Source organism: Paenibacillus etheri (genome assembly GCF_001012825.1).
Lineage (GTDB): Bacteria > Bacillota > Bacilli > Paenibacillales > Paenibacillaceae > Paenibacillus_AQ > Paenibacillus_AQ etheri.
The window spans coordinates 1-210 of record NZ_LCZJ02000082.1 but is presented as its reverse complement, the minus strand read 5'-3'; the positions used below and the strand labels follow the sequence as shown (position 1 = coordinate 210).

Genomic DNA, 210 nt, shown 5'->3' with positions numbered 1-210 from the left:
TCAAAGGAATTGACGGGGACCCGCACAAGCAGTGGAGTATGTGGTTTAATTCGAAGCAACGCGAAGAACCTTACCAGGTCTTGACATCCCTCTGAATCCACTAGAGATAGTGGCGGCCTTCGGGACAGAGGAGACAGGTGGTGCATGGTTGTCGTCAGCTCGTGTCGTGAGATGTTGGGTTAAGTCCCGCAACGAGCGCAACCCTTAACT

1 rRNA gene is annotated in these 210 nt (G+C 52.9%); it reads left to right on the top strand.

From position 1 onward, the window contains the following. Positions 1–210: ribosomal RNA gene (locus tag UQ64_RS28920) — 16S ribosomal RNA — on the top strand; the annotation flags it as partial.